Genomic DNA, 22,480 nt, shown 5'->3' with positions numbered 1-22,480 from the left:
ACTACTTGGCGAAGCGAGCAATCGCCTCGAGCAGCTGTGGGCTGTGTGCGGCGGCCGCGGCCTGGGCCCAGCCCTCGAACTCGAGCGTCTCGTCGAACAGGCCGCGCTCGGCAATTCCGACGGCCTTCTTGATGTCGCGAGCCAGCAGCGGGTCGACCTGCGCCCAGCGCTGCGCGGTCTCGAGCGCAGCAGCCAGCGGGTCCTCGACGACGTCGAGCACGAGCCCGAGACGCAGCGCCTCGTCCGCGTCGAGCACCGCGCCGTCCATGATCAGCTGGAACGCGCGCTGCCGGCCCAGGGTCTGGGTCAGGAAGTAGGTGCAGCCACCGCCGGGGTGGATACCGAGCTTGGTGAAGGTGACGCCGAACTTGGCCCGCGGCCCGGCCACCCGCACGTCGCAGGCCATGGCCAGGTTGACGCCGGCGCCCACGGCCGCACCGTTGACCGCCGCCACCGTCGGGATGGGCAGCCGCTTGATGCGCAGGAAACAGTCGTAGATCGACTGCAGCCCGGCGCGGATCTCGGACACCTCGCGGTCCAGGCCGTGGAACACGGCAGGCAGGTCGGCGCCTGCGCTGAAGGCCGAGCCGTAGCCGGTGACCACCAACACCCGAGCGTCCCGGTCGTTCGCCACCGTTTCGCCGGCCGCGGCCAGCGCCTGCTGCAGGTCCGGCGACATCGCGTTGCGGCGCTCGGGGTCGTTCAGAGTCAGGATTCGGACTCCCTCCGCGGGACCGTCCTCGAGCAGCACCAGTGACATGCCTGCACTCTGGCAGAAGTCTGGCCCCGAGACGTCACCTGCCGGCCATGCGCCCGTCCCCCCGGCGTCGCCGACGGGCGGGGCGAGCCGTCGTACGGTGCGCCGGTGACAACGACCGTGACCGCGGCCTCGATCGGTTCGTACGCCGACATCGAGGGCTGGTTCTTCTGGGACGACCGCGCGTTGTTCGACGTCCTGCTCGAATCGCAGGCCGGCAACGGCACCCTCGTGGAGCTGGGTGCCTACCTCGGCCGCAGCGCGGTCGTCATCGGCGACCACCTGCGCGAGGGCGAGCGGTTCGTCGTCGTGGACCTCTTCGGGGCAGACACCGACGACATCGCCAACCGACGCGAGAACTCCGGCAGCTACGCCACCCTGACGCGCTCGCGCTTCGAAGCCAACTACCTGGCCCTGCACGACACGCTGCCCGAGGTGGTGCAGGGCCGCTCCACCGAGATCGTCGAGCACGTCGAACCCGGCAGCGTCCGCTTCGTCCACGTCGACGCCTCGCACCTGTACGCCCAGGTCGCCGAGGACATCGCGGCGATCAAGAACGTGATGCAACCGAACGGGATCGTCGTCTTCGACGACTACCGGGCCGAGCACACCCCCGGCGTGGCCGCGGCGGTATGGGGCGCCACGGCAACCACGGGGCTGACCCCCTTCGCGCTCACCCGGTACAAGCTGTACGCGACCTGGGGCGACGCCGGCACCCACGTCGATGTCTTGCGGGACTTCTTGCGCATCGAGAACCGGATGGGGTGCTCGGAGCACCAGATCCTCGGCAACCCCGTCCTGCTGCTCAAGGCCAAGCCGAAGGCGAAGCCGGCCGCCGCCCCGGCACCGACCCGTCGCAGCGACTGGCTGCCGCCGGCCCTCGTCGACTTCCTGCGCGCGCGGCGCTAGCAGAGCTGGCCTAGGACGGCTCTGGAAGGCGGCGCACGACCTCGGTCAGCGTCGTTTCGATAGTGTTGAAACGGCGGTCGATGATGTCGAAACGCCGGTCGATGATGTCGAAACGCCGGTCGACGGCATCGAAACGCTGGTCGACGGCATCGAAACGCTGGTCGACGGCATCGAAACGCTGGTCGACGGCATCGAAACGCTGGTCGGCGGCGTCGAAACGCTGGTCGGCGGCGTCGAAACGACGGTCAACGGCGTCGAACCGCTGAGAGTGTTCCTGCTGAGTTGATTTGATCTCGGCAACGAGCTCGTAGAGCGAGTTTCGGTCGTTCTCGAGCCGAGACACGCGAAGCTCCATCGGATGATCGCTAGTCATCTGGCCACCGTAGGCCGCCTGCTGCAGCCGCGCCAGAATGACCCCGCGGCTGTGGATATCCCGCCGACTCCGACCCTCGTCGCCGTCTTCGACGGCTGATGATCTAGAACAGCCGGTGTTCCGCGTCGTCGATCCCGCGCAGCGCGTGGTAGTCCAGGACCACGCACCGGATACCTCGGTCCTCCGCGAGCGTCCTCGCCTGGGGCTTGATCTCCTGGGCCGCGAACACGCCCCGGACCGGTGCCAGCAGCGGATCGCGGTTGAGCAGTTCGAGATAACGGGTCAGCTGCTCGACGCCGTCGATCTCGCCTCGGCGTTTGATCTCGACGGCCACCGCTACGCCCTGCGGATCCCGAGCCATGATGTCGACCGGACCGATGGGGGTCGGGTACTCGCGGCGCACCAACCGGTAACCGGGGCCGAGGGTGTGGATGTGTTCGGCCAACAGCTTCTGCAGGTGCGCCTCGACCCCGTCCTTCACCAGACCGGGATCCACGCCGAGCTCGTGCGACGAATCGTGCAGCACCTCGACCAGCGTCACGATCAACTGCTCGCCCGCCCTGTTTGTGACCGTCCAGGTGTCCGGCCCGTCGACGCCACGCGCCTCGACCAGCGAGCAGGGCGGGCTCATCCAGTTCAGCGGTTTGTACGAGCCACCGTCGGAGTGCACGAGCACCGAACCGTCGGCCTTCACCAGCAGCAACCGGTTCGCCAACGGCAGGTGGGCGGTGAGCCGGCCGACGTAGTCGACGCTGCACTCAGCGATGACTAGACGCACCCCGGCAGGCTAGCTGAATTCGGACAGCACCTCCGCCCGCGACGGCGGCGGCACGAGTCCGTACCGCTCCTGGGTGCCGTACTTCCGTGGGTGCTTGTCGATGCCACCGACCCGGTTGGCCCACCACACCCCGACCTCGCGTGGGACAACGACACCCCGTGAGTACTTCAGCGGCTTGCGAAAGACCCCGACGGTGTCGCCCCAGTAATTCTCCGGAGACCGCACCCGCGTGTAGTCGACCCTCGACTCGATCTTCGGCGGCATGTCGGTGTGCGCCTCGAGTAATTGGACCCGCGCATATGCGGCAAACGCGCGCATGGCATCCGGGTAATAGCGCCAGCAGTCGAACTCCCAGTGGATGTGCCCACGCGACGGTGCCACGAGTAGCAGCAACCCATTCGGACGCAGAACGCGCACGATTTCGAGGAAGGACACCCACGGGAACGCGATGTGCTCGAAGGCGGAATTCGACAGCACCGCGTCGAAGCTTCTCGACCTGAAGGGCAGTCGGTAGGGCTTGCGCATCACGACATCGACGTTCGGGCCGGCCGACACATCGGTGCCGGTGTAGGTGACGTCGTGCTCGGTGAACAGCTCACGATGGGTGCGCATGTTGCCGGCGGCCTGCGAGCCGACGTCGAGAACGTCGTAATGCCGATCTCGCTTCAGGTACTGATTGACGCTCAACCCCATGTGCGCCATCGCGCTGTCGTGCATGTTGCCTCCCGGGATTTCCGTAGCCGGTCGCCGCAGAAATCTGGACGACGCTAATCGCCCCAGGTGAAACGCGGACGTCAACGGGTGAACCGCGCACGAACGGCTCGCCAACGGCGACCGCGCAGCACTCGGCACCGCAGCGGTCCCGGGTCAGAAGGGGCAGTTGTCGGGATCGGCGACGGGGTCTGAAGTGCGATCGACGGGATGTCGGCCTGGTGGGTCGAGGTAGGTGTGCCCGGTGGGGGTGATCCAGACGAGGTGCTCGTCGGGGTGGCCGTGGACGGTCCACCCGGCTTCATGTTTGAGGTGGTGATGCCGGGTGCAGAGGCATTCGAGGTTGCAGGCGTCGGTGTCACCGTGCTCGTCCCACGGGGTTTGGTGGTCGATGTCGCAGCGCCGGGCTCGGCGCCGGCAGCCGGGGAAGCGGCAGATCCGATCCCGCGCGATCACGTGCTCGACCTGTCGCTGCCGCGACAGACCTTCCTTCGCACGGCCGACCTGGCGCGTCGCAGACGGGGGCGACAGCACGCTCATCGGCCGCTGGTGCAGTGGCGCGCACCTACCGCAATGACGTGCGCCCGCTACAACTTCCTGAGTGACGGGTATCGATTGCGAGCGAGGCCTGGGAACGGTCGTCCACGGGAGGCTCGACGCGGAAGCCGCGGCTGCGCAGCACCGCGAGCGCCGCAGCGTTTGTCGGCGACGTAACGGCTACCAGCACCTGCGCGCCGAGGTCCAACGCAACGTCCGCGGCGGCGTCGAGGGCCGCGCCGGCGATCCGCCTCCCGCGCCGGCTACGGCCCAGCCACAGGCCTACTTCGAGCGCGGCCGGGTCGCCTAGCACGGCGGCCAGCCGAATCGCTCCGGCAACGTCATCCCCGGCGACGACTGCGTACGTCACCTCGACCAACGGCGCAGCGGGGTCCGAACTCCAACGCTCGCGGTGGTAACGCAGAAAGGCATCGCGCCGAGCCGGCGTCCAGCCCGGCGGCCCGAAAACCGGCGCCATGACCTCGCTCGGGTCGGCGTCGTCGACCGCGACCGTCAGGAGTCGCTGCAGCACGCGCTCGTCAACGGGCACCAACCGGCAGCCGGTTGCGCGCCCGGGGCCGCTCAGCCGCGGGCTTCTTCGATGGCGTCGACGATCTGGCCGAGCATCTCGGTGATCTCGAAGTTCTTGGGCGTGAAGACGCGAGCTACCCCATCCGCCAGCAGAATGGCGGCGTCGGGCTCGGGGATGATGCCGCCGACGATCACCGGGACGTCGGACAGCCCCTCGGCGCGTAGGCCGGCGACGACGTCGGGCACGACCGACAGGTGCGAGCCGGACAGCACCGACAGCCCAACGACGTCAACGTCCTCCTCAACGGCGGCGGCGATGATCTGCGCCGGTGTGAGGCGGATGCCGGAGTAGACGACTTCGAAGCCGGCGTCGCGCGCGCGGACGGCGATCTGCTCGGCGCCGTTGGAATGCCCGTCCAGGCCCGGCTTGCCGACCAGGAACTTGAGCGGACGGCCCAGCGATTCGCCGAGCGCGCGGACCCGGGCCTGCACCTCGGCGAGGTCGCCCTGCCCGCCACCGCTGGCGCCGGACACACCTGTCGGCGGGCGGTACTCGCCGAAGGTCTCGCGCAGCACCCCCGACCACTCCCCCACGGTGACGCCCACGCGGGCACACGTCATCGAGGCCGCCATCAGGTTCTCGTCGGTCTTCGCCGCGTCGCGCAGCGCGCGCAGGGCGTCGTCGACGTCGGCCGGGTTGCGGCCGGACTTCCACCGCGCAAGCGCAGCCTTGGCCGACTCCTCGACCGCCGGGTCCACGGACAGAATGCCGCCGTCCTCGGAACCCTGCAGCGGGTTGGGCTCGGTCTCGGTGTATTTGTTGACGCCGACGACCGTGTCCTCACCGGATTCCATCCGTCGCCGACGAAGGGCCAGCGAGGACACCAGCGCAGATTTCAGGTACCCCGACTCCACCGCGGCAACCGCACCACCCATGCCCAGGATCGTCTCGATCTCGGCCTGAGCTCCGGCCTTGATGTCGGCGACCTTCGCCTCGATGACCTTCGAGCCCTCGAACAGGTCGTCGTACTCCAGCAGGTCTGACTCGAAGGCCAGCACCTGCTGCATGCGCAGCGACCACTGCTGGTCCCACGCGCGCGGCAGGCCGAGCGCCTCGTTCCAGGCCGGCAGCTGGACGGCGCGGGCGCGGGCGTCCCGCGACATCGTGACGGCCAGCATCTCGAGCAGGATGCGGTAGACGTTGTTCTCCGGCTGCGCCTCAGTGAGACCGAGCGAGTTGACCTGCACGCCATAGCGGAAGCGCCGGTGTTTGGCGTTCTCGACGCCGTAGCGCTCGCGGGTGATCTCGTCCCACAGCTGACCGAAGGCGCGCAGCTTGCACATCTCCTCGATGAAGCGAACGCCGGCGTTGACGAAGAAGGAGATGCGGGCGACGACCTCACCGAACTTCTCAGGCGGCACCTGCCCGGAATCCCGTACCGAATCCAGCACGGCGATGGCGGTACACAGTGCGAAGGAGACCTCCTGCACCGGCGTGGCACCGGCCTCCTGCAGGTGATAACTGCAGACGTTGATCGGGTTCCACTTCGGCACCTCGGCGACCGTATAGGCGATCATGTCGCTGATCAGCCGCATCGAGGGCGCCGGCGGGAACACGTACGTGCCCCGCGACAAGTACTCCTTGATGATGTCGTTCTGCGTCGTGCCGCTCAGTTTCGAGAGGTCGGCATCATGTTCCTCGGCGACGGTCAGGTAGAGCGCCAGCATGTACATCGCCGGCGCGTTGATCGTCATGGAGGTGTTCATCTCCTCCATGGGAATGCCGTCGAACAGCGTCCGCACGTCACCGATGTGCGAGATGGGCACGCCGACCTTGCCGACCTCGCCACGGGCCAGCTCCGCGTCGGGGTCGTAGCCCGTCTGCGTGGGCAGGTCGAAGGCCACCGACAGGCCGGTCTGCCCCTTGGACAGGTTGCGCCGGTACAACTTGTTCGACTCCAGCGCCGAGGAGTGGCCGGCATAGGTTCGCATCAACCAGGGCCGGTCGCGGGCGTCGTCGGTCGGGAACGGCATTCTCAAGCACCTCCGTGAGCTTCGGCGCAGTCTATTCCGGTACCACTTGCCGGCCTGTCTCCACGGACGGTCTGTGGTCAGGATCGCGCGTCTGCCAGGCTGTCCACGTGACGGACACGGTTGAGCAGACGGAGCAGGCGCACGAGGTCTTGACGTGGGAGTTGTTCGGCACGGCGTCGCGCGGGCTGGCCGAGATGGTGCACGCCGACGGCTTCCGACCCGATCTCATCCTGTCGATAGCCCGCGGTGGGCTGTTCGTGGCCGGGTCGCTCGGCTACGCATTGGACGTCAAGAACCTGCACGTCATGAACGTCGAGTTCTACACCGGGGTGGACGAACGCCTCGACATGCCGGTGATGCTCCCGCCCGTTCCGGCGCCGGTGGACCTGTCCGGCGCACACGTGCTGGTGGCCGACGACGTCGCCGACACCGGCGCGACGCTTGCGCTGGTCAAGGATTTCTGCCGCGAGCACGTCGCCGAGGTGCGGTGCGCGGTCGTCTATGAGAAGCCGCGTTCAACGGTGCACTGCGAGTACGTCTGGCGCGAGACCGAACGCTGGATCGACTTCCCGTGGTCGGTGCTGCCACCCGTCACCGCAGCTGCGTCGCGGGACGCGTAGACCGCTTAGATTGGACGGATGGGCAACAATCCGTCGGCGGTGTTCACGGCGCTCATCGTGATCGTGTTGCTCATGTTCATCATGCGCTGGGTATTCCGCCCGTCGCGGCCTCGGCAGGGCATGCGGCCACCCGATGCCGCCGACTCCCTCGACCTCGGCCTGCTGACCGTCGTGCTGTCGCAGCTGAGCCGCTCCGAGGCCCTGGCCCGCCGGGCTGAGCTCAGCCAGGCCGACATCCGCTCGTCGGTGTCAAAGCGCCGCGACGGCAGCCTGGACCTGCTGGTGTTCAAGTCCGACATGGACCGCGCCCGCCTTGTCCTCGACGCCTGAGCCGGAATGCTGACGAACACCTCACCGCGACTTTGTTCGACCCGGCCCAGCGCCGTGATGCATGGAGTGCATATAGGGTCGGACGAATGTCTGTACCGATGTCACCGTTCCGCCACACGGGCGAGGAGTTCACGCCTGCGCAGTGGGGTCGTGCCTGGGCCGTGCACCTGTTCACAACCCTGGGCATCGTCGCGGCGATGCTCGCGCTGCGCGACGTGTTGGTCGGCGATGCAAAGCGCGCGATCGTCTGGTTGTTGCTGACCCTGCTCATCGACGGGATCGACGGCCCGATCGCCCGCGCCCTCGAAGTTGAACGACGCGTCCCGCTGATCGACGGCTTCATGCTCGATCTGATCATCGACTACGTCACGTGCGTGATCGTCCCGGCATGCTTCATGTACGAGTTCAAGGTGGTGCCGCAGAACAACTTCGGCGTCGCCATCCTCTGCGTGATGGTGTTCTGCTCGGCCATCTGGTTCGCCCGCAAGGACATGATGACCGAGGACAACTGGTTCCGGGGGCATCCGGCCGCCTGGAACCTGGTGGGCCCGCTGCTCTACCTGCTCCAGGCCAAGACCTGGTTCGGCGCGGTGCTGGTTCTTGTCCTGTCGCTGCTGTGCCTGTCCAACATGCCCTACCCGCACATCGCCCGGGCACAATGGATGCACTACTACACCTGGACGGCCACGGTCTTCTGGATGGGCGGCATCTCGGCGGGCACGCTGACCCTGCCGCACCACTACCTGATCCCGCAGATCCTCATGTACGCCGGCAGCGGCTACTTCGTGCTACTGGCGGTGCTGCGCTCGCTACACAACCGGCGGGTACGCCTGGCCGGCGGCCAACTCTCGCCCATCCACGGCCTGGGCGAGGCCATCCCGGCCACAACACCGGAGTTGCATACCCCGAAGCTGGACTCAACCGCCGAACGTCGTTGACTCGACCCGTTCGACGTCGGCCCCCAGGTCTCGCAACTGCTCCTCGAAGCGCACGTAGCCGCGGTCGATGTGGTGGATCTCGGCCACCTCGGTGACGCCGTCGGCGACCAGCCCGGCGATGACGAGCCCCACCCCGGCACGGATGTCAGTGGCCCGCACCGGGGCCCCGGACAGCGCTTCTCGGCCTCGCACGACCGCATGATGGCCGTCAGTGCGTACGTCGGCGCCCATGCGCGCGATCTCGTCGCAGAACATGAACCGCGCCTCGAAGAGGTTCTCGGTGATCATGGCCGTGCCCTCGGCCACTGACAGTGCCGCGATGGCTTGCGGCTGCAGGTCGGTGGCAAGCCCCGGATAAGGCAGCGTCACGACGTCGAAGCTCTTCGGGCGACGATCGATCGAGACGCGGAAACCGTCGACCCGGGTCTCGACGACGCCGCCAGCCTGGTCGACCTTGTCCAGCAGGATTCGCAGGTGCTCGGGCTTCGCGCCGCGGACGGTGATGTCGCCCCGGGTGGCCAGTGCGGCCATGGCCCAGGTGCCGGCCACGATGCGGTCAGGCACGGCGTCGTGCGAGGTGGCGTGCAGGCCCTCGACGCCGGTGATCTCGAGTGTCGAGGAGCCGATGCCGTCGATCTGCGCGCCCATGCTCACCAGCATCTGGCAGAGGTCGACGATCTCGGGCTCGCGCGCGGCATTGTCGATGACCGTCGTGCCCTTCGCCAGCACGGCGGCGGTCATGATGTTCTCGGTGGCGCCGACGCTCGGGAAGTCCAACCAGATGTTGGCGCCGCGGAGTTCGGTGGAGTCGGCCACCACGTAGCCGTGCTCGATGCGGATGTCGACGCCCATCTTCTCGAGCCCGGCGAAGTGCATGTCCAACGGACGCGTGCCGATGGCGTCGCCGCCGGGCAGCGCCACCTTGGCCCGGCCGGTCCGTGCGATCAGCGGGCCGAGCACGCAGATCGACCCGCGGATCTTGCGGACGAGGTCGTAGGGCGCTTCGGGGCTCAGCTTGTCCGGAACGGTGATGGTGACCCGGTCGACGGCGTCGATGCGCGACTCCTGGGCGCCGCAGCCCATGCCCTCGAGCAGCTGACGCATGATCGTGACATCGGAGATCGCCGGCAGATTCCCGACGGTGCTGGCTCCTGGGGCGAGCAGCGTCGCGGCCATCAGCTTCAGGACGCTGTTCTTCGCCCCGACCACCTCGACGCTGCCCGACAGGCGCGCACCACCGACGACTCTGAGAACCTGCATCCGGTCAGGCTAACCCGACCGCGAGAGCTAACCGGGCAGCAACCCGTATGGTCGGGCTGTGGCCGTACACCTGACACGCATCTACACCAAGACCGGCGACGACGGCGACACGGGACTGGGCGACATGTCCCGGGTCCGCAAGACCGATCCGCGCGTCGCCGCCTATGCCGACTGCGACGAGACCAACGCCGCGCTCGGCCTGGCACTCGCCCTCGGCGCGCTGCCGGACCGCATCGCCAGCGTCATCCGCACGATCCAGAACGACCTGTTCGACGTCGGTGCCGACCTCTGCACTCCGGTCGTGCCCGACCCGGCCTACCCGCCGCTGCGCGTCGAGCCGGGATATGTCGAGCGGCTCGAAGGATGGTGCGACGAGTTCAACGCCGACCTGCCGAAGCTCGACAGCTTCATCCTGCCCGGTGGCACGCCCGGCGCAGCCCTGCTGCATCAGGCGCGGACGTTGTCGCGGCGCGCCGAACGCAGCGCGTGGGCGCTGTTCGACGCCGATCCCGAGCGCACCAACAAGCAAGCGATGCTCTATCTGAACCGGCTCTCCGATCTGCTGTTCATCCTGTCCCGCCTGGCCAACCCCGACGGCGACGTGCTGTGGAAGCCCGGCGGCGAGCGCTGACCGTGCGCGCCGGAGGCACGGCAAGCCCGGTCGTCCTGGTCCTGATGGGGGTCTCCGGTTGCGGCAAGTCCACGGTCGGCGGAGTCCTGGCCGGGCGTCTGGGTTGGGACTTCGGCGAGGGCGACGACCTGCACCCGCAGGAGAACGTCGACAAGATGGCCAGCGATCATCCGCTCACCGACGACGACCGCTGGCCCTGGCTGGTTCGGGTGCACGAGTGGATGGCTGAGCACGTCGAGGCCGGTAGGCCCGCCATCATCACCTGCTCGGCGCTCAAGCGCAGCTACCGCGACCTGCTCCTCGGCGGCATCGCTTCACACGTGGTGTTCGTGTACCTGCACGGCGACCGCGAGCAGCTACTCGCGCGGCTGCGTGCCAGGCAGGGCCACTTCATGCCCACCGCGCTGCTCGACTCCCAGCTCGCCGATCTCGAGCCACTCGGTGCCGACGAGCCGTCGATCACCGTCGACATCGACTTGTCGGCGACGGTTCAAGCGCACCAGATCGCGGACATGCTGGGGCTGTGACCCTGGGTCTGAGTGCGGCAACGGCCGCGGCCAAGAGCGGTTCCTGGAACTCGCACGACACCCGGTTGCTCGTCGTGGCCGTCCTGGGCATCGGGCTCATCGTCGTCCTGATCGCCGCTCTGGACCTGCACCCCTTCCTTGCCCTCATCCTGGGCTCTGCCGTCGTCGGCTTCGCCTCCGGGGTGTCCTCGCAGGACGTGATCTCGAACTTCGAGGATGGCGTCGGCTCGACGTTGAAAGAGGTCGGGTTACTCATCGCGCTCGGCGCAATGCTCGGCAAGCTGCTGGCCGAGTCCGGCGGCGCCGAGCGCGTGGTCAGCACGCTCGTCGACCGCGCCGGCCCGCGCCTGCTGCCCTGGGCCATGGGTCTGGTCGCAGTGATCGTCGGGCTGCCGATGTTCTTCGAGATCGGCCTCGTCCTGCTGTTGCCGGTGATCGTGCTGGTCACCAAGCGCTCGGGCCTGCCGCTGATGCGAATCGCCATCCCGGCGCTGGCCGGGCTGTCGGTGCTGCACGGTCTGATCCCGCCGCACCCCGGCCCGCTCGTCGCCATCGATCAGATCAAGGCCCCGCTCGGAATCACCCTCGCATTCGGCCTGCTCGTCGCCATCCCCACCGCGATCATCTGTGGGCCGCTGTTCTCGATCGTGGCCGCGAAGCTCGTGCCCGTCGGCGCGCCGACCTCGGCCGGCGGCGTTGTGACCGACGACGCCGTCGATACCGCCGACTCCACCAACGCCGATCAACCAACCAAGGCCGAGGTCGCCCGTCCGCCGTCGTTCGCGACCACATTGGCCACGATCCTGTTCCCGGTCGTCCTGATGCTGTGCAAGGCGCTGGCAGACATCGTCTGGAACGACTCGTCCCCGCGGATCAAGTACGTCGCCGACTTCATCGGCGAGCCCCTCGTCGCCCTGACGCTGGCCGTTCTGCTCGCCATGGTGACCTTCGGGTTCGCGGTCGGCTTCGACCGCGCGCAGATCTCGAGCCGGATCGGCGCGAGCCTGGGCCCGATCGCCGCGATCCTGCTCATCGTGGGCGCGGGCGGCGGCTTCAAGCAGACGCTCATCGGGGCCGGGATCGGCGACTCGATCGGCAAGGCAGCCAACAACTCCGGTGTGCCGCTGCTGATCATCGGCTGGCTGTTGGCCGTGGCCATCCGGCTGGCCACCGGTTCGGCCACCGTGGCCACCACGACCGCGGCCGGGATCGTCGGCCCGCTGGCAGCCGGTACCGGCTCGGCACACCTGGCGCTGCTCGCGCTCGCCGTCGGCTGCGGCTCGCTGTTCCTGTCGCACGTCAACGACGCCGGCTTCTGGCTGGTCAACCAGAGCTTCGGGTTGACCGTCGGTCAGACCTTCAAGACGTGGTCGGTGATGGAGACGCTGATCTCGCTGGTCGGCTTCGGCTTCGTGTCGATCCTCTGGTTCGTCACCTAGCCGGCGCGTCAGGCCATCGGGGCCGAGGACTCCAGCCAAGAGACGAAGCCGGTGAAGGCGCTGTCTCCGAAGGCGACGGCAAAGGTCTCACCGTCCGCGCAGCACTCGACGATGACCGAGCCCTTCGGCAACGAGGACCTTTCGCCGGGGGTCCGCTCGCGACGCCCGAGCACCTCGACCTGCCCACGCCGCAGCACCCGCGACGGCTTCGTCCCGATGCCGAGGGCTCGGTACCACCGCAGCTCACCGCCCTGGTACCGCCCGATGCCGTACATCCAGCGCTGCCCGCGTTGCACGGCGAGCGGTACGGCGCCGCTCATGCGCAGCATGTGCCGCTGGCGGGCCAGGATGGCGGCGAAGATGAGGACGACGGCGATGGCCGCGCACACCACGACGAGATCGACGGTGTGCACGGCGCTCGTCCCTCAGCCTGTCGCGGCTGTCAGACTTCTTCGCCGGCGGCGCGCAGGCGCGCCTTGGCCCGGTCGTGTGCGGCCAACTCTTCCGGTCCGTCGTCCGGGTTGTTGCGCTCGAGCTGTTCGCGAGCCCGTGAGACGTCGATGTCGTCGGCCATCTCGGCCTGCTCGGCGAGCACCGAGACACCGTCTTTGCGCACCGACAGGAACCCGCCGTGCACCGCGACGTTCAAGGATTCGCCGCCGTCGGTGTCGATGCGCACCGCGAAGCCCGGGGCGAGCGCCCCGAGCAGCGGCGCGTGATGGGGCAGGATGCCGATCGAGCCGACAACCGTACGGGCGAAGACTGCGGTGGCCTCGCCCGACCAGAGTGCCTTCTCGATGGAGACAAGCTCCACGTGCATCGTGTCTGGCATGGCTCAGGAGTCCCGGAGCTTCTTCGCGTTCGCCTCGAGGTCCTCGAGGCCACCGCACATGAAGAACGCCTGTTCCGGGTAGCTGTCGAACTCGCCCTCGGTGAGCCGCTTGAACGCGTCGATGGTCTCCTCAACCGGCACGAACGAGCCGTCGACGCCGGTGAACTGTTTGGCGACGAAGGTGTTCTGGGACAGGAAGCGCTCGATGCGCCGCGCCCGGCCGACGATGACCTTGTCCTCCTCGGACAACTCGTCGATGCCGAGGATGGCAATGATGTCCTGCAGCTCCTTGTAGCGCTGGAGGATCTGCTTGGTGCGGTTCGCGACGTCGTAGTGCTCCTGGCCGACGTACTGGGCGTCAAGGATCCGGCTCGTGGAGTCCAGCGGGTCGACGGCCGGGTAGATGCCCTTCTCCGACACCGGGCGCGAGAGCGTCGTGGTGGCGTCGAGGTGGGCGAACGTGGTGTGCGGCGCCGGGTCGGTGATGTCGTCGGCGGGCACGTAGATCGCCTGCATCGAGGTGATCGAGTGACCGCGCGTCGAGGTGATGCGCTCCTGCAGCTGGCCCATCTCGTCGGCGAGGGTGGGCTGATAGCCCACCGCGGACGGCATGCGGCCCAGCAGCGTCGAGACCTCGGAACCGGCCTGGGTGAACCGGAAGATGTTGTCGATGAACAGCAGGACGTCCTGCTTGCCCACATCGCGGAAGTACTCGGCCATGGTCAGGGCGGACAGCGCGACGCGCAGGCGAGTGCCCGGCGGCTCGTCCATCTGGCCGAACACGAGGGCGGTCTTCTCGAGCACGCCGGATTCGGTCATCTCGGCAATAAGGTCGTTGCCCTCGCGGGTGCGCTCACCGACGCCGGCGAACACCGACACACCACCGAAGTTCTCGGCGACGCGGTAGATCATCTCCTGGATGAGCACCGTCTTGCCGACGCCGGCACCGCCGAACAGGCCGATCTTGCCGCCGACCACGTAGGGCGTCAGCAGGTCGATGACCTTGATACCGGTCCAAAACGGTTCGGTCTTGGACTCGAGCTGGTCGAAGGGCGGCGGCTCACGGTGGATGGGCCACCGCTCCTTGACCTCGAGGTCGGCCGGTGCGATGTCGAGCGGCTCGCCAAGGGCGTTGAACACGTGGCCCTTCGTGACGTCGCCGACCGGAACGGTAATGGGGCCGCCGGTGTCCTTGACCGGAGCACCGCGGACCAGACCGTCGGTGGGCTGCAGGGCGATGGCGCGGACCATGTCGTCACCGATGTGCTGTGCGACCTCGAGGGTCATGGTCTTCGACAGCTCGCCGAGCTGGATCTCGGTGGTCAGCGCCTGGTTCAGCGCGGGCATCGACGTGCGGCCGAACTCGACGTCGACCACCGGGCCGATGACGCGCACGACGCGCCCGGTCGCGGTCTCGACCTTGTCCGTGGCTGTTGCAGTCATTATTCCTCAGCTCCTGCATTGGCGAGGGCGTCGGCGCCGCCGACGATCTCGCTGATTTCCTGGGTGATCTCGGCCTGGCGGGCCTGGTTCGCCAGCCGGGTGTAGGTCTTGATGAGGTCGGTCGCGTTGTCGCTCGCCGACTTCATCGCGCGCCGGCGGGCAGCTGATTCCGACGCCGCCGACTCGAGCAGCGCGGAGAAGATTCGCGAGCTGATGTAGCGCGGCAGCAGCGCCTTGATCAGCGCGCCCGGCTCGGGCTCGAACTCGTACAGCGGCTTGGGGCCGTCATCGTCGGAGTCGGCGCCGTCACGATCGGTGTTGCGATCGTCATCGTCGAGCTTGTCGAGGTCGTCTTCGGCGTCGGACTGCACGGGCGAGGCCTGCACCGCCCGCGGGGTTTGCGTGACCGAGTTGACGAAGCTGGTGTAGACGACCCAGAGCTCGTCGATCCCCGGGCGCTCACCGGCCGGCCGGCCGTCAGCGTCGTCGGAACCTTTGACGGTGCCCTCGGAGGTGGCCTCGAGCGCGAACACGACGGCCTCGGTGGCGCCGCGGGCGTCACTGAAGTTCGGCTGCTCGGAGAAGCCCGTCCATGCCCCGGCGAGCTCGATTCCGCGGAAACGGAAGTAGCCCACGCCCTTACGTCCGATGACGTAACGGTCGACCTCCTTGCCGTCCTGCTCCAGCTGGCCGGCCAGCTCGTTCGCCCGGCGAATGGCGTTCGAGTTGTAGCCGCCGGCCAACCCGCGGTCGGAGGTGATGAGCAGGATGCCGGCGCGACGCGGGTTCTCGACCCCGTTCAGCATCGGGTGGTTCAGCGAGGTCTCGTCGGTCAACGCGGCCAGCGCCCGCTTCAGCTCGTCGGCGTAGGGCTTGGCCGCGTTCATCCGCTGCTGGGCCTTGGCGATGCGCGAGGCGGCGATGAGCTCCATCGCCTTGGTGATCTTGCGCGTCGACTGCGTGGCGCTGATGCGCCGGCGGTAGACGCGAAGCTGGGCTCCCACCTACTTCTCCGACGGCTCGAACTGCTTGTTGAACTCCTCGACCGCACGCTCCATCGAGCTGACCATGTCGTCCTCGAGGGACTTCGCACCGGCCAGCGTGTCGAACAGCTCGGGCTGGCTGTGCGAGATGAAGTCCAGCAGTTCCTTCTCGTAGCGGCGGATGTCCGCAACCGCGATCTCATCCAGCTTGCCGGTGGTGCCGGCCCAGATCGAGACGATCTCGCGGCCGACCGGGAACGGCGAGGCCGCGGGCTGCTTGAGCAGCTCGACCAGGCGCGACCCGCGGGCCAGCTGCTGCTGCGAGGCCTTGTCCAGGTCGGAGCCAAAGGCAGCGAACGCCTCGAGCTCGCGGTACTGGGCGAGGTCGACGCGCAGGCGACCGGCGACGGCGCGCATGGCCTTGGGCTGGGCCGAGCCACCGACGCGCGACACCGAGATGCCGACGTTGATCGCCGGGCGGACACCGGCGTTGAACAGGTCGGTCTCAAGGAAGCACTGGCCGTCGGTGATCGAGATGACGTTGGTCGGGATGTAGGCCGACACGTCATTGCCCTTGGTCTCGATGATCGGCAGTCCGGTCATCGAACCGCCACCCAGGTCGTCGGACAGCTTCGCGCAACGCTCCAGCAGGCGGCTGTGCAAGTAGAAGACGTCGCCGGGGTAAGCCTCACGGCCCGGCGGGCGGCGCAGCAGCAGCGACACGGCGCGGTAGGCCTCGGCCTGCTTGGTGAGGTCGTCGAACACGATCAGCACGTGCTTGCCGTCGTACATCCAGTGCTGGCCGATGGCCGAACCGGTGTAGGGCGCAAGGTACTTGAAGCCGGCCGAGTCCGAAGCCGGGGCTGCGACGATGGTCGTGTATTCCATCGCGCCCGCCTCGTCGAGGGTGTTGCGCGCCGCAGCGATCGTCGTGCCCTTCTGGCCGATCGCCACGTAGATGCAGCGAACCTGCTTGGCCGGGTCGCCGGTCTTCCAGTTGTCGCGCTGGTTGATGATCGCGTCGAGGCAGACAGTGGACTTGCCGGTCTGGCGGTCGCCGATGATCAGCTGGCGCTGGCCGCGGCCGATGGCGGTCATCGAGTCGATGGCCTTGATGCCCGTGAGCAGCGGTTCCTTGACCTCCTTGCGCTGCACGACCGTAGGAGCCTGCAGCTCGAGCGCGCGACGCTCGCTGGTGTCGATGTCGCCGTGGCCGTCGATCGGCTGGCCCAGCGGGTTCACGACGCGGCCGAGGTAGGCGTCGCCGACCGGCACCGAGAGGATGTCCCCAGTGCGCTTGACCGCCTGGCCCTCCTCGATCGCGTCCGCGTTGCCGAGCACGACGACGCCGATGTCCCGGACGTCGAGGTTCAGAGCGATGCCCAGCGTGCCGTCCTCGAACTCGAGCAGCTCGTTGGTCATGGCGCTCGGCAGGCCCTCGACGCGGGCGATACCGTCACCGGTCTCGGCGACGACGCCCACCTCTTCGCGGGTCGCCTCCGGGGTGTAGGACGACACGTAGCTCTCGATAGCGCTACGAATCTCGTCTGCGGAGATCGTCAGCTCGGCCATGGGGTTTCCTCTTCCGTCATCGTGCAGGTAATCGTGTTGGACTGAACTCAGCCGAGCAGCGAGGCTCGGGCCGAGACGAAGCGGGACGCGACGCTGCCGTCGATGACCTCGTCACCGACGCGGATCACAAGCCCGCCCTGGACGGAGGCGTCGAGCGCTGTCCGCAGGGTGATTTCGCGGCCGTACATGTTGCTGAGGATCTCGGCCAGCTTGCGTTGCTGGGCATCGGTGAGCGGTGCAGCGGACACGACCCGGGCGATGGAGCGCTCCTGACGCTTGGCCGCGAGCTCGAGCAGGTCGTCGATGGCCAGCAGCACGCTGCGCTTGCGGGTACTGGTGACGGCGTGCTTGAGCAGGGCCAAGGTGACGTCCGAGACCTTGTTGCCGACGAGCGAGTCCAGCAGCGTCTGGCGCCGTGCCGGGTCGACGGCTGGTTCGTCAAGCAAGGACACCAGGCCGCCGTCGCCCTGGATGATGCGCTCGAAGCGGAACAGTTCGTCCTCGACGGTGTCCAGCTTGCGGTCCTTCTCAGCTGCGGCGAACAGCGCGTCGTCGCCGGCGGACTCGAGGGCGTCGCACAGGTTCCACGGCGTCGACCAGCGCTGACGCACCGCAGCCCGCACGACCTGCTGGGCGGTGTCGCCGATCTGCGAGCCGATCAGGCCTTCGATGATCTTGACGCGAGCCGGGGCCGGCGTGGCCGGGTCGCCGACCATGCGCCGCAACTGCGGTGAGCCGACGAGCAGACCCGCCACGGCGTAGAGCTCCTCGGCGAGGGTGACCAGCGCACTGGCCTGGCCCTCGGAGCCGAAGGCGGAGCGCTGCTCCTCTTGAAGGGCCTCCAGCGCCTGACGGCTGGCCGAGTGCATCATGCGCGCGACTCCGTGCCCGTCCCGCTCGCAGCGGTCGCCGCGTCATCCTGTGCCTGCAGGCCGGCGAGGAACGAATCGACCGTGGCCGACACCTGTGCGTCGTCGGACAGCCGCTGCTGGACGATCTTCTCCGACAGCTCGACGGCCAGCGTGCCGATCTCGGCGCGCAGCTCGCGCACGACTGCCTGCCGTTGGCTGGCCAGCTGCTCCTCCCCGCGCGCCACGATGCGGGCCGACTCCTCTTGCGCCTGGGTGCGCAGCTCCTCGATCGTGCGCTGGGCCTCGGCTCGCGCGTTCTCGCGGATCTGCGCCGCCTCGGCGCGCGCTTCTGCGAGCTGCTGCTTGTACTTGTCCAGCGTGGCCTGGGCCTCGGCCTGGGCCTTCTCGGCGCGTTCCAGGCCGCCCTCGATGGCGTCGTGTCGCGCCTCGAAGTTCTTCTCGAAGTTCGGCACCACGTACTTGCGCACCAGGAAGAACAGGATCGCGAAAATGACGAGGACGAGGACGAACTCGGACCATACGAAGTTGAGGGGTCCGGGATCCTCGGCCGCGAGCTGGATCGCGCTCATCGGGACTCTCCTATCTGGGCTGATTCAGTGTCGGAGGTCAATGCTTAGGGTTTGAGCACGAACGCCAGTGCGATACCGATAATCGCCAACGCTTCCGACAGTGCGAAGCCCAGGAAGGCGATGGTCTGCAGCCGGCTCTGCAGCTCCGGCTGGCGTGCAGTGCCGTTGATGTAGGCGGCGAAGACGATGCCTACTCCGATACCGGGACCGATCGCGGCGAGGCCGTAACCAACCATGTTGAGCGTGCCGCCGATTGCCATTCTGTGTCCTCTCGGTTCTCGGTCCGGATGACCGATGTGTGGTGATTCTGGTTCGGATAGTTTGGTCAGTGCTCGCGCGCCTGCGCACCGGCGATGTAGCTCGCGGTGAGCAGGGTGAAGACGTAGGCCTGCAGCGTGGCCACGATGAGCTCCAGGAAGCCGATCGCGATGCCCAGTAGGAAGGCCAGCACACCGGCCGGTTTGTTGATGATTGGATTCGAGGCATGCAGCAACAGGTAGGCGGCACCGGTCGAGAACAGGATGATCAGCAGGTGGCCGGCGAACATATTGGCGAACAGCCGCAGCGAGAGCGTGATCGGCCGGACGATGACGTTGGAAAGGAACTCCAACGGGATGATCAGCGGCAGCAGCCACCACGGCACGCCAGAGGGCGTGGTGACGAACTTCAGGTAGCCCAGCGGCCCTTTGTCCACGATGCCGACGAGGTTGTAGATGATCCACACCATCGCGGCCAGGCCGTAGGCGTAATTCACCCGCGCGAACGTCGGGAACTGCAGGCCCGGGACGATGCCGAACAAATTATTGATGATGACGAAGAAGAACAGCGAGACCAGCAGCGGCACCCAGCGCAGGAAGTCCGCGCCGATGACGTCGCGGGCGATGCTGTCGCGCACCAGGCCGTACGCCGTCTCGCCCAGATGCTGGCGCTTGCCAGGGACGACCTGCCCGCGCCGCGAGGTGACCCAGAGGAACAGGAACGCCAAAATGGCGCCGAGCAGAAGCAGCGCCGCCGGCTTGGTGACGACCGCGAGGTAGCCGTGCTCGTTCCACTTCGTCCCGGTGAAGTCGGGCAGGAAGAAGTCGATCGGGCCGGGAGGCTCGAAGCTCTCAGCCATAATGCTCACTGCTCGTCTCCTCGGTCATCGCGATCGTCGCGCCGGGTGGCGTACGAATCGTGGTCGATCGGGGTTCTGGTCGGGACGTCGCCGCTGTCGTCGTGGAAGCGATAACGGGCGAAGACCATGTACATGCCGAACAACATCCCGACGACGATGCCGACCGCGACCAGGTACTCGGCGTTCAACCACTTACCCAGTAGCCAGCCCAGGACACCGTAGAAGGCGACGCCGGCCGCCAGATAGCCGAAGGCCGCCCACGGATCCCCGTCACCCTGCCCGCTGCCTTGCATGCGGCCGGGTGCCGTCTGCTTCGTCATTGTCACGCGCACTCTAACAAGTGATTTCTCAGGCTCTCTCGGTGGGTGGCCGGGCATCGCGGATCTGCAGGGCCACGCCGACGACCACACCGACGACGAGCCCCAGGGCGAATGCGGGCTCGTCGAGCACGTGCGGATCGGAGACCGCGAAGACCGCGAACAGCACGACCGCCACCGTGGTGTAAGTGCTCAACGCCATGACGGTGGCGAGCATCGGCGACAGAGCCGCGCCGGCTTGAACGGCCATGATCCCGCCGATGAGCAGCACAGCAGTGAGCCCGACGCCGCCGGCGTAACTGAGCGCTGCCCGGCCGGCTTTCGCCGACAGCAGGTAGTACGCGACCGAACCGATAATGAGCGGGACGGCGAAGACAGCGGCGCGCACCGGCACGGCGATCATGGCCGGACCGCGACGTCCCATGGGTGACGGCGGCGTGAGATGCCGATGGAGCGACTCCCGGACCGCCGTCATGGCACGAACCGTACCCATTGGGGGGCGGTCGACGGAAACCGTGCCGTTTGCTGATCAGTGCCGAGTGGGCCCGCCGGCCTTGAGTCGGTCGCGGTGCCGGGTGGCGCCCGCAACTGCCGGACCGGGGGTGCGCTGACGGCGCAGGTTCGGCACGAGCGACACAGCCAGGCCGAGCACGACGAAGGCCACGAGCAACCACAGGACGAACCACTGGCTGCCCTCGAAGGACACCCCGACGCCGGCGAAGGCCACCACGGCCGACCAGAAGTACAACAGCAGCACGGCTCGACGGTGGCTGTGCCCGATCTCCAACAATCGGTGGTGCAGGTGCTGCTTGTCCGGCGCGAACGGCGAGCGGCCCCGGGCCACGCGGCGCACTACGGCCAGCAGCAGATCGACGAAGGGCAGCGCGAGCACCGACAGGGGGACGATCAGCGGCAGGAAGATGGCCAGGGATCCGGGGGTGTCGTTGAAGACCTGGGAGTCGGTCGTAGTGGTCGACGTGGTGGCCGCGGCCGAAAGCATCAGGCCCACCAGCATCGAGCCCGAGTCGCCCATGAAGATCTTCGCCGGGAAGAAGTTGTGCGGCAGGAAACCGATGCAGGTGCCGGCCAGCGCCGCGGCCAGCAGGGTGGGCGGGGACGCCGAGCCGGTGAACCCCTCCTGGGCCAGGTGGTAGGAGAACACGAAGAAGGCCACGGCACTGATCGTGCAGACGCCGGCGGCCAGGCCGTCGAGGCCGTCGATGAAGTTGAGCGCGTTGATGATCAACAGGGTGAGCAGGATCGTCACCGGCACGCCGAGGTTGCGGTCGAAGCTGAGGGTGCTGCCGACGAGCGGCAGGAAGTCGAGCTGGACGTCGCCCTTGATCACCATCAGGCCGGTGGCCAGGGCCTGACCGGCCAGCTTGGTCAGCGAATCCAGCTCATAGATATCGTCCAGGACGCCGATCCCGCAGATGACCGCGCCGGCGCCGACGATCCACCCCATGTCTGGCCCGAACTTGAACCCGTCGCCCAGCGTCGGGAGTCGGGACGCGACGAACAGGGCCAGCGCGAAGCCGGCAAAGATCGCGACGCCGCCCATGCGCGGGATGGCCACGGCGTGCACGTCACGGTCGCGGGGCTTCGCCACCGCGCCGATCCGGATTGCAACCCGCCGCGCGACCGGCGTCAGCAGCAGCGTGACGATCGCGGCCACGCAGCCGACGAGCAGGTATTCGAGGCTGGGATGTCTCATGGTCTCGGCCGGGGCGTGGGCCGGCTGGGGGCAGTGCCGATGATGTCCGGGACAACCTCGCGCAGCGTCCGTTCGCTGACCGCACCCGCGCGCAGCACCTTGGGGTGCGGACCGGTGAGGTCGACGATCGTCGAGGCGACCCCGGCGGCCACCGGGCCGTCCTCGAGGTATACCGCGACGTCCTCGCCCAGCTGCGCCTGCGCCTCGGCAGCGGTCTGGGCCGCCGGCTGGCCGGACTTGTTGGCACTGGACACCGCCATCGGGCCGGTCTTCTCCAGCAGCTCGATGGCCACCGGGTGCAGCGGCATGCGCACCGCGACCGTGCCGTCGGCGTCGCCGAGGTCCCAGGTCAAGGACTGGGCATGCCGCACGACGATGGTCAGCCCGCCCGGCCAGAAGGCCTCGATGAGCGCGCGCATGCGCGCGTCGACCGCGCTGACCAGCCCGTCGATCGTCGTCCACGACCCGACCAGGACGGGCACCGGCATGTCGCGGCCCCGGCCTTTGGCCCGGAGCAGATCCGCGACGGCGACGCTGTCGAAGGCGTCGGCGCCCAGCCCGTACACGGTGTCGGTGGGCAGGACCACCAGCTCGCCGGAGGTGACACTGTGCGCGGCCGTCTGGATCGCGTCGTCGCGGACGTCGGGATCGCCGCACTCGAAGAACAGGGCCACGGCGGCCATCTT

28 protein-coding genes are annotated in these 22,480 nt (G+C 67.9%); 7 read left to right on the top strand and 21 right to left on the bottom strand.

All coding sequences use genetic code 11. The annotated features are described in order from the left end of the window. Position 1: 1 nt before the first annotated feature. On the bottom strand, positions 2–760 hold the full coding sequence (locus ACFFC4_RS11640) for an enoyl-CoA hydratase (protein WP_375500958.1): 759 nt from the start codon (positions 758–760) through the stop codon (positions 2–4). A 105-nt stretch (positions 761–865) separates the two neighbouring features. On the opposite strand from ACFFC4_RS11640, the gene ACFFC4_RS11635 reads away from it, so the two are divergent. After that, complete coding sequence (locus ACFFC4_RS11635) at positions 866–1,666, top strand: class I SAM-dependent methyltransferase (RefSeq protein ID WP_375500956.1); 801 nt, start codon at positions 866–868, stop codon at positions 1,664–1,666. Positions 1,667–1,676: 10 nt separating this feature from the next. Here ACFFC4_RS11635 and ACFFC4_RS11630 read toward each other — a convergent pair whose 3' ends face one another. The 6 genes from ACFFC4_RS11630 to ACFFC4_RS11605 all read right to left on the bottom strand — a co-directional run bounded on the left by ACFFC4_RS11630 (position 1,677) and on the right by ACFFC4_RS11605 (position 6,630). After that, a complete protein-coding gene (locus tag ACFFC4_RS11630) occupies positions 1,677–2,039 on the bottom strand; it encodes a hypothetical protein (protein ID WP_375500954.1) in 363 nt (120 codons plus the stop codon). A gap of 103 nt (positions 2,040–2,142) precedes the next feature. Further along, the gene (nucS, locus tag ACFFC4_RS11625; RefSeq protein ID WP_375500952.1) at positions 2,143–2,817 is read right to left on the bottom strand and encodes an endonuclease NucS; all 675 of its coding nucleotides are present in this window, start codon (positions 2,815–2,817) and stop codon (positions 2,143–2,145) included. Between the two features lie 9 nt (positions 2,818–2,826). After that, positions 2,827–3,534: a methyltransferase domain-containing protein gene (locus tag ACFFC4_RS11620; RefSeq protein ID WP_375500950.1), complete on the bottom strand. Its 708-nt coding sequence runs from the start codon at positions 3,532–3,534 to the stop codon at positions 2,827–2,829. A 150-nt stretch (positions 3,535–3,684) separates the two neighbouring features. After that, positions 3,685–4,068 carry an HNH endonuclease signature motif containing protein gene (locus ACFFC4_RS11615; RefSeq protein ID WP_375500948.1) on the bottom strand — a complete coding sequence of 128 codons (384 nt, stop codon included), beginning with the start codon at positions 4,066–4,068 and terminating at the stop codon, positions 3,685–3,687. 25 nt (positions 4,069–4,093) lie between these two features. Then, a complete protein-coding gene (locus ACFFC4_RS11610) occupies positions 4,094–4,615 on the bottom strand; it encodes a GNAT family N-acetyltransferase (protein WP_375500946.1) in 522 nt (173 codons plus the stop codon). A 32-nt stretch (positions 4,616–4,647) separates the two neighbouring features. Next, positions 4,648–6,630: a protein meaA gene (locus ACFFC4_RS11605; protein ID WP_375500944.1), complete on the bottom strand. Its 1,983-nt coding sequence runs from the start codon at positions 6,628–6,630 to the stop codon at positions 4,648–4,650. 107 nt (positions 6,631–6,737) lie between these two features. Between ACFFC4_RS11605 and ACFFC4_RS11600 the strand changes: the two genes are divergently transcribed. The 3 genes from ACFFC4_RS11600 (at position 6,738) to ACFFC4_RS11590 (ending at position 8,518) form a co-directional block, all read left to right on the top strand. Then, positions 6,738–7,250 (top strand): phosphoribosyltransferase, encoded by a 513-nt coding sequence (locus ACFFC4_RS11600; protein ID WP_375500942.1) that lies wholly within the window; start codon positions 6,738–6,740, stop codon positions 7,248–7,250. A gap of 18 nt (positions 7,251–7,268) precedes the next feature. Beyond that, the gene (locus tag ACFFC4_RS11595; protein WP_375500940.1) at positions 7,269–7,580 is read left to right on the top strand and encodes a hypothetical protein; all 312 of its coding nucleotides are present in this window, start codon (positions 7,269–7,271) and stop codon (positions 7,578–7,580) included. A gap of 86 nt (positions 7,581–7,666) precedes the next feature. After that, on the top strand, positions 7,667–8,518 hold the full coding sequence (locus ACFFC4_RS11590) for a CDP-alcohol phosphatidyltransferase family protein (RefSeq protein ID WP_375500938.1): 852 nt from the start codon (positions 7,667–7,669) through the stop codon (positions 8,516–8,518). Here the strand turns inward: ACFFC4_RS11590 and murA are convergent. Beyond that, on the bottom strand, positions 8,498–9,778 hold the full coding sequence (gene murA / locus ACFFC4_RS11585) for a UDP-N-acetylglucosamine 1-carboxyvinyltransferase (protein WP_375500936.1): 1,281 nt from the start codon (positions 9,776–9,778) through the stop codon (positions 8,498–8,500). The two genes, ACFFC4_RS11590 and murA, sit on opposite strands and share 21 nt — an antisense overlap. A 58-nt stretch (positions 9,779–9,836) precedes the next feature. On the opposite strand from murA, the gene ACFFC4_RS11580 reads away from it, so the two are divergent. The 3 genes from ACFFC4_RS11580 to ACFFC4_RS11570 are packed head-to-tail and all read left to right on the top strand — an operon-like array spanning position 9,837 to position 12,375. After that, a complete protein-coding gene (locus tag ACFFC4_RS11580) occupies positions 9,837–10,409 on the top strand; it encodes a cob(I)yrinic acid a,c-diamide adenosyltransferase (RefSeq protein ID WP_375500934.1) in 573 nt (190 codons plus the stop codon). Between the two features lie 44 nt (positions 10,410–10,453). After that, entirely contained in the window at positions 10,454–10,936 is a 483-nt protein-coding gene (locus ACFFC4_RS11575) for a gluconokinase (protein WP_375501058.1), read from the top strand. A gap of 8 nt (positions 10,937–10,944) precedes the next feature. Then, positions 10,945–12,375, top strand: coding sequence for a gluconate:H+ symporter (locus ACFFC4_RS11570; RefSeq protein ID WP_375501056.1), 1,431 nt, complete (start codon positions 10,945–10,947; stop codon positions 12,373–12,375). Between the two features lie 8 nt (positions 12,376–12,383). Here ACFFC4_RS11570 and ACFFC4_RS11565 read toward each other — a convergent pair whose 3' ends face one another. The 13 genes from ACFFC4_RS11565 to ACFFC4_RS11505 all read right to left on the bottom strand — a co-directional run bounded on the left by ACFFC4_RS11565 (position 12,384) and on the right by ACFFC4_RS11505 (position 22,468). Then, entirely contained in the window at positions 12,384–12,788 is a 405-nt protein-coding gene (locus tag ACFFC4_RS11565; RefSeq protein ID WP_375500932.1) for a DUF2550 domain-containing protein, read from the bottom strand. Positions 12,789–12,817: 29 nt separating this feature from the next. Continuing rightward, positions 12,818–13,195 (bottom strand): F0F1 ATP synthase subunit epsilon, encoded by a 378-nt coding sequence (locus ACFFC4_RS11560; RefSeq protein ID WP_375500930.1) that lies wholly within the window; start codon positions 13,193–13,195, stop codon positions 12,818–12,820. A gap of 15 nt (positions 13,196–13,210) precedes the next feature. Next, positions 13,211–14,650 carry a F0F1 ATP synthase subunit beta gene (gene atpD, locus ACFFC4_RS11555; RefSeq protein ID WP_375500928.1) on the bottom strand — a complete coding sequence of 480 codons (1,440 nt, stop codon included), beginning with the start codon at positions 14,648–14,650 and terminating at the stop codon, positions 13,211–13,213. Further along, positions 14,650–15,654 (bottom strand): F0F1 ATP synthase subunit gamma, encoded by a 1,005-nt coding sequence (locus ACFFC4_RS11550; RefSeq protein ID WP_375500926.1) that lies wholly within the window; start codon positions 15,652–15,654, stop codon positions 14,650–14,652. The genes atpD and ACFFC4_RS11550 overlap by 1 nt, the downstream gene beginning before the upstream one ends. Continuing rightward, entirely contained in the window at positions 15,655–17,205 is a 1,551-nt protein-coding gene (atpA, locus tag ACFFC4_RS11545) for a F0F1 ATP synthase subunit alpha (protein ID WP_375500924.1), read from the bottom strand. 47 nt (positions 17,206–17,252) lie between these two features. Next, complete coding sequence (locus ACFFC4_RS11540; RefSeq protein WP_375500923.1) at positions 17,253–18,077, bottom strand: F0F1 ATP synthase subunit delta; 825 nt, start codon at positions 18,075–18,077, stop codon at positions 17,253–17,255. Beyond that, a complete protein-coding gene (locus ACFFC4_RS11535; protein ID WP_375500921.1) occupies positions 18,074–18,646 on the bottom strand; it encodes a F0F1 ATP synthase subunit B in 573 nt (190 codons plus the stop codon). Before ACFFC4_RS11535 ends, ACFFC4_RS11540 begins: the two co-directional genes overlap by 4 nt. A 44-nt stretch (positions 18,647–18,690) precedes the next feature. Next, on the bottom strand, positions 18,691–18,906 hold the full coding sequence (atpE, locus tag ACFFC4_RS11530) for an ATP synthase F0 subunit C (protein WP_375481119.1): 216 nt from the start codon (positions 18,904–18,906) through the stop codon (positions 18,691–18,693). 65 nt (positions 18,907–18,971) lie between these two features. After that, positions 18,972–19,763, bottom strand: coding sequence for a F0F1 ATP synthase subunit A (atpB, locus tag ACFFC4_RS11525; protein WP_375501054.1), 792 nt, complete (start codon positions 19,761–19,763; stop codon positions 18,972–18,974). A gap of 5 nt (positions 19,764–19,768) precedes the next feature. Continuing rightward, positions 19,769–20,083: a hypothetical protein gene (locus ACFFC4_RS11520; protein ID WP_375500919.1), complete on the bottom strand. Its 315-nt coding sequence runs from the start codon at positions 20,081–20,083 to the stop codon at positions 19,769–19,771. A gap of 28 nt (positions 20,084–20,111) precedes the next feature. Further along, positions 20,112–20,555 carry a hypothetical protein gene (locus tag ACFFC4_RS11515; protein WP_375500917.1) on the bottom strand — a complete coding sequence of 148 codons (444 nt, stop codon included), beginning with the start codon at positions 20,553–20,555 and terminating at the stop codon, positions 20,112–20,114. 54 nt (positions 20,556–20,609) lie between these two features. Continuing rightward, on the bottom strand, positions 20,610–21,794 hold the full coding sequence (locus tag ACFFC4_RS11510; protein ID WP_375500915.1) for a glycosyltransferase family 4 protein: 1,185 nt from the start codon (positions 21,792–21,794) through the stop codon (positions 20,610–20,612). Further along, positions 21,791–22,468 carry an L-threonylcarbamoyladenylate synthase gene (locus tag ACFFC4_RS11505; RefSeq protein ID WP_375500913.1) on the bottom strand — a complete coding sequence of 226 codons (678 nt, stop codon included), beginning with the start codon at positions 22,466–22,468 and terminating at the stop codon, positions 21,791–21,793. Before ACFFC4_RS11505 ends, ACFFC4_RS11510 begins: the two co-directional genes overlap by 4 nt. Between the last annotated feature and the right edge of the window lie 12 nt (positions 22,469–22,480).

The organism is uncultured Jatrophihabitans sp. (genome assembly GCF_964244045.1).
In the GTDB taxonomy this organism is placed as follows: domain Bacteria; phylum Actinomycetota; class Actinomycetes; order Mycobacteriales; family Jatrophihabitantaceae; genus Jatrophihabitans.
The sequence above is the reverse complement of the archived record's forward strand: the minus strand, read 5'-3'. Positions and strand labels throughout refer to the sequence as shown.

Coding starts and splice junctions, on each gene's coding strand:
- atpA (WP_375500924.1), bottom strand. CDS start 17,205: ATGGCCGAGCTGACGATCTCCGCAGACGAGATTCGTAGCGCTATCGAG.
- ACFFC4_RS11575 (WP_375501058.1), top strand. CDS start 10,454: ATGGGGGTCTCCGGTTGCGGCAAGTCCACGGTCGGCGGAGTCCTGGCC.
- ACFFC4_RS11520 (WP_375500919.1), bottom strand. CDS start 20,083: ATGACGAAGCAGACGGCACCCGGCCGCATGCAAGGCAGCGGGCAGGGT.
- ACFFC4_RS11535 (WP_375500921.1), bottom strand. CDS start 18,646: ATGAGCGCGATCCAGCTCGCGGCCGAGGATCCCGGACCCCTCAACTTC.
- ACFFC4_RS11560 (WP_375500930.1), bottom strand. CDS start 13,195: ATGCACGTGGAGCTTGTCTCCATCGAGAAGGCACTCTGGTCGGGCGAG.
- ACFFC4_RS11620 (WP_375500950.1), bottom strand. CDS start 3,534: ATGCACGACAGCGCGATGGCGCACATGGGGTTGAGCGTCAATCAGTAC.
- ACFFC4_RS11630 (WP_375500954.1), bottom strand. CDS start 2,039: ATGACTAGCGATCATCCGATGGAGCTTCGCGTGTCTCGGCTCGAGAAC.
- ACFFC4_RS11640 (WP_375500958.1), bottom strand. CDS start 760: ATGTCACTGGTGCTGCTCGAGGACGGTCCCGCGGAGGGAGTCCGAATC.
- ACFFC4_RS11605 (WP_375500944.1), bottom strand. CDS start 6,630: ATGCCGTTCCCGACCGACGACGCCCGCGACCGGCCCTGGTTGATGCGA.
- ACFFC4_RS11615 (WP_375500948.1), bottom strand. CDS start 4,068: ATGAGCGTGCTGTCGCCCCCGTCTGCGACGCGCCAGGTCGGCCGTGCG.
- ACFFC4_RS11590 (WP_375500938.1), top strand. CDS start 7,667: ATGTCTGTACCGATGTCACCGTTCCGCCACACGGGCGAGGAGTTCACG.
- murA (WP_375500936.1), bottom strand. CDS start 9,778: ATGCAGGTTCTCAGAGTCGTCGGTGGTGCGCGCCTGTCGGGCAGCGTC.
- ACFFC4_RS11510 (WP_375500915.1), bottom strand. CDS start 21,794: ATGAGACATCCCAGCCTCGAATACCTGCTCGTCGGCTGCGTGGCCGCG.
- atpD (WP_375500928.1), bottom strand. CDS start 14,650: ATGACTGCAACAGCCACGGACAAGGTCGAGACCGCGACCGGGCGCGTC.
- ACFFC4_RS11595 (WP_375500940.1), top strand. CDS start 7,269: ATGGGCAACAATCCGTCGGCGGTGTTCACGGCGCTCATCGTGATCGTG.
- atpB (WP_375501054.1), bottom strand. CDS start 19,763: ATGGCTGAGAGCTTCGAGCCTCCCGGCCCGATCGACTTCTTCCTGCCC.
- atpE (WP_375481119.1), bottom strand. CDS start 18,906: ATGGCAATCGGCGGCACGCTCAACATGGTTGGTTACGGCCTCGCCGCG.
- ACFFC4_RS11540 (WP_375500923.1), bottom strand. CDS start 18,077: ATGATGCACTCGGCCAGCCGTCAGGCGCTGGAGGCCCTTCAAGAGGAG.
- ACFFC4_RS11515 (WP_375500917.1), bottom strand. CDS start 20,555: ATGACGGCGGTCCGGGAGTCGCTCCATCGGCATCTCACGCCGCCGTCA.